We start from the raw sequence: 4,870 nt of genomic DNA, 5'->3' as shown, positions 1-4,870 counted from the left end.
GTTTTATTTTGAGGATTTATTTGCTGTCTTTCCTGAGACGAAATTAATTATTGAATCGACTGTTGACCCACTCGAAAAATATACCGGCTGGAGTTTTGAACAGGTGCAAGATCAGATGCAATATGGAGATTATAATATTAAGGCAAGTATTTATGTGCCGACCTTTAGAGGCCAAAACAATTCGTTAAAACCAGTTGTAACGCCAGGTGATGATATTTCTGAAAATGCTGATGGAAATGATGTCGTGCTTGGCTGGTATATAAATCAGAATAATGAAGTTACTAGAGTTGATATGTGGACTGAATTATCGGTGGCAGCTAGAGCACCCGTATTTGCAATTGATGGAAGAGCAACAAATATCCGTCAATTGTATGATAAATTAGGACCAAATACACCGATGATCCCACTTGGAAACGATCCGGAACCGGTAGATCCATCTTCTCCTCCGGATGATGCCAATGAACGAATAGCAATATCCAAACTTCAGATAGGATATCGATATGATAATAATGGGCATTCCGAAGTGGAAATGGTAGGAAAGGTTGTTTGGACACAGACTTATAATACGCCAACCGGAGCAGATCCAATCAGATCTTTTTTGAGAAAAGGATGCTATAATAATCGTGAAGAGCATGTTAGAATTGGAGATGTCAGTAATTATGATGCTGATAATTGGATCGTCAATAATACGGATAAATTTTTCTGCTGGATGCATGATGACGCACCAACCGGGACATGGATAGGTGGCGAATATGATCATAATTATGTTGGTGCAGCTTTTCAACCAAGGAAAGTTTTGTTTTTCAATACCTATGAATTGGATGATTCCTATACTTCTAATAAGGCCTTAAGTCCTGAATGGATTAATGGGGCGCATGTGGATCTAAAAGGTAGAATGGGAACTTACAGTGAATGGTATCAATTTAATCCTGCTGCTGGTCAGAATGTATGGTGGAATGAGTATGCTATGCGTTTACATTGGTCAATGACAGTTTGGACACCAGGATCAGCGTGGACCAAAGATTTATGGACTAATCCAATAAAAGGAATGCTTCAGTTTAAAACTACCGGTTTCTGCACTTATTAATAAAGATCTTGATTTTTAAAATTGATAATAAAAAACGCCCGTTGTTCGTCAAACAGCGGGCGTTTTGATTATTTACTGTAATTATTTCAACAACTCAATCACTCCGGCAGCACCTTGTCCGGTTCCGACACACATGGTCACAACTCCGTACTTTTGTTTTCTTCTGCGAAGTTCGTTCATCATCTGAACCGTTAGTTTCGCTCCTGTACATCCAAGCGGGTGACCCAAAGCAATTGCTCCACCGTTTACGTTCACGATATCCGGATTCAAACCAACTTCACGAATAACTGCCAAAGATTGAGAAGCAAATGCTTCGTTCAACTCGAACAAATTGATATCGTTCAGGCTCAATCCTGCTTGTTTTAATGCTTTCGGAATTGCTTCAACCGGACCAATTCCCATGATTCGTGGTTCCACACCAACGACTGCATAACTGTGTAAACGTGCAATCGGTTCGATGTTTAATTCTTTCATCATTTTTTCCGACATCACCATCACAAATGCGGCTCCGTCTGAAGTTTGGGAAGAGTTTCCTGCCGTTACACTTCCTAGTGCATCGAAAACAGGTCTCAATCGTGCAAGCCCTTCGATGGTTGATGCGCGCGGACCTTCATCCGTGTCAACGATATAATTCTTTACCTGGCGCTTTTCATTTTCATCCAGGAAAATATGTTCCACTTCAATCGGAACGATGTCTTCTTTGAATCTTCCTTCAGCGATTGCTTTCAGTGCTTTTTCGTGCGAATGCAGGGCAAAAAGATCCTGATCTTCACGATTTACATTGAATTGCGTTGCAACGGCTTCTGCTGTTAATCCCATTCCCCAATACCAGGTCGGGTTTTCCTTCCCGATTTTCGGATTCGGAACAATCCTCCAGCCACCCATCGCCATGACCGACATGGATTCAACTCCGCCGGCAATGATACAATCTGCCATTCCGGCTTCAATTTTTGCCTGTGCAATCGCGATTGTTTCCAAACCGGATGAACAGTAACGGTTCACGGTCATTCCCGGAACTTTGTCTGTTTTCAATCCCATCAATGAAATCAACCGACCTACATTCAGTCCTTGTTCCGCTTCAGGGGTTGCATTCCCTACGATGACATCGTCGATTCGCGTTTTTTCTACCTGTGGTACGCTTGCCACCAAATGTTCAATGACGCGTGCCGCTAAATCATCAGGCCGGAAGAATCGGAATCCTCCTTTCCCTGATTTTCCTACTGCTGAGCGGAATCCCGCTACGATATATGCTTTGTTTGACATGTTTTTATTTTTTGAGTGATTTGCTTCCTCGCTTGAGGGAGGAAGCGATCAATTTCTAAGTATTTTCCCGGATTTTACCAAGCTTTCCAATCGTTCAAGTGTTTTGCGCTGCTGGCACAATTCAACGAATGCTTTTCGCTCCAAGTCCAATAAATATTGTTCCGAAACGACCGTGTTTTCGCTTAAATCGCCACCGCACATCACCCAGCCAAGCTTTTCAGAAATGACCTGATCGTGCTCCGACATGTAATGCCCTGATTTCATGGAGTTCGCTCCGACGTAAATAATTCCGAGACCTTCCTGTCCTAAAACAGTAATATTTTTCTCTCTTTTCGGTGCGATATATCCTTTTACAGCTAGTTCCAAAGCGGCAGCTTTTGCACGGGTCAATTGATATTCTCTCGAAATAACCACTTCATCTGTTCCCGGACGCAAATAACCTAAATCAAATGCTTCGTAAGCCGAAGTAGAAACTTTTGCCTGTCCGATGGAAAGGAAACGTTCGCGCAAGCGATTAATCTTGATATCTCCGTCTTTCAATTCTTCTGAGAATCTTTTTGCGAATTCTTTGGAACCGCCTCCGCCGGGAATCAATCCAACACCGAATTCGACCAATCCCATGTACAATTCTGCATGAGCAACCACTTTATCCGAATGCATGGATAATTCGCAACCGCCGCCCAATGCCATATTGTGAGGAGCAGCAATTACCGGAATATTCGAGTAGCGAATACGCATCATGGTATCCTGGAATGATTTCACTGCGAAATTCAATTCGTCGTAATCCTGTTCTGCAGCCATCATGAAGATCATTCCAACGTTTGCTCCGGCAGAGAAGTTTCCTCCGGTATTGGAAATAACCAATCCTTTGTAATCCTTTTCGGCCAAATCAATTGCTTTGTTGATTCCTTCAATGACTCCGCCACCGATCGTATTCATTTTGGTGTGGAATTCCAGGTTCAGGATTCCGTCTCCCAAATCAACCAAAGTGGTGTCTGAATTGCCCCAAACTTTGTTGGAAACTCTCAATGCCTGCAGAGAAACCAATTCTTCCGTTCCCGGAATGATTTCGTAAGATTTGCTTTGTTGATTGTAATATAAACGTTTTCCGTTTTCGGATTTGTAGAAACTGGTGAAGCCTGCTGCTTCCATTTCCGCAACCCATGCAGGCAATTTTTTACCCGCTTTTTCAGCTAGTTCTTTTCCTTGTTTGAATCCGATGACATCCCATGTTTCGAAAGGGCCTAATTCCCAACCGAAACCTGCTTTGATCGCATCATCAATTTTGTATAAGTCATTGGAGATTTCAGGAATTCGGTTCGTGACGTAAGCAAACAAACCTCCGAATGTTTTGCGGTAAAATTCACCGGCTTTGTCCGTTCCCATGAACAACATTTTGGTACGCTGTTCCAAATCGTCGATAGCTTTGGTCATTTCCAAAGTAGGGAAGGAAACCTTTTTGCTCGGTTCGTATTCCAATGTTTTCAGATTCAGGGCAAGGAATACTTTTTTTCCTTCAGCATCTACTGTTTTTTTGAAAAATCCTTGTTTGGTTTTACTTCCCAACCAATTGTTCTCGACCATTTTCTTTACGAAAGCGGGAACTTCAAACAAGGCCTTTTCTTCGTCGTCCGGACAATTTTCTCTCAATCCGTCTGCTACGTGAACCAAGGTGTCCAAACCAACAACATCACAGGTGCGGAACGTGGCAGATTTCGGTCTTCCCAAAACCGGACCGGTTAATTTGTCGACTTCTTCAATCGTTAAATCCATTTCTCCAACGGCATGGAACAAAGCCATGATGCTGAATACACCAACTCTGTTTGCGATAAATGCCGGAGTGTCTTTACAAAGAACAGTTTTCTTTCCCAGAATTTTCGACCCGAAAGACATGTAGAAATCAATGATTTCCGGCGCTGTTTCGGATGTTGGAATGATTTCCAGTAAAGGAAGATATCTTGGAGGATTGAAGAAGTGAGTTCCCGCAAAGTGCTTTTTGAAATCGTCGGATCTTCCGTCAAGCATTAAGTGAATCGGAATTCCGGAAGTGTTTGTGGAGATCAATGTTCCTGGTTTTCTGAACTTTTCAACATTGGCAAAAACCTGTTGTTTGATATCCAAACGTTCAATTACCACTTCAATGATCCAGTCGACATCAGCAATTTTTGCCATATCGTCTTCGAAATTTCCTGTTTGAATGCGGGAAGCAAATGATTTTCTGTAAATCGGAGAAGGATTGGAAGTCAACGCGAATTGTAAAGCTTCATTCACAATGCGGTTTCTGACAGCTTTGCTTTCCAGAGTTAATCCTTTTGCCTTTTCAGCGTCATTGGGTTCTTTTGGCAGAATATCAAGTAATAATACTTCACATCCTACATTGGCAAAGTGACAGGCAATTCTGGATCCCATAACTCCTGATCCCAAAATGGCCACTTTTTTAATGTGTCTATTCATAAATTGATTTTTTTATTGATTCTGCCGTGACTTTCTCTTCGTTATCACGGTAATTCGTTATTATGA

3 protein-coding genes are annotated in these 4,870 nt (G+C 42.0%); 1 reads left to right on the top strand and 2 read right to left on the bottom strand.

Annotated elements, in window-relative coordinates; all coding sequences use genetic code 11:
* A partial coding sequence (locus Q1V93_RS03735; RefSeq protein ID WP_300661631.1) for a hypothetical protein occupies positions 1-1,087 on the top strand: 1,087 nt, incomplete at its 5' end.
* An 81-nt stretch (positions 1,088-1,168) separates the two neighbouring features.
* Here Q1V93_RS03735 and Q1V93_RS03730 read toward each other — a convergent pair.
* Both Q1V93_RS03730 and Q1V93_RS03725 read right to left on the bottom strand, forming a co-directional pair.
* Positions 1,169-2,350 (bottom strand): acetyl-CoA C-acyltransferase, encoded by a 1,182-nt coding sequence (locus tag Q1V93_RS03730; protein ID WP_300661628.1) that lies wholly within the window; start codon positions 2,348-2,350, stop codon positions 1,169-1,171.
* A 48-nt stretch (positions 2,351-2,398) separates the two neighbouring features.
* Complete coding sequence (locus tag Q1V93_RS03725) at positions 2,399-4,804, bottom strand: 3-hydroxyacyl-CoA dehydrogenase/enoyl-CoA hydratase family protein (RefSeq protein WP_300661625.1); 2,406 nt, start codon at positions 4,802-4,804, stop codon at positions 2,399-2,401.
* Positions 4,805-4,870 lie beyond the last annotated feature (66 nt).

Source organism: Fluviicola sp. (genome assembly GCF_030151805.1).
In the GTDB taxonomy this organism is placed as follows: Bacteria; Bacteroidota; Bacteroidia; order Flavobacteriales_D; family Crocinitomicaceae; genus Fluviicola.
This window is presented reverse-complemented; position numbering and strand designations above follow the sequence as displayed.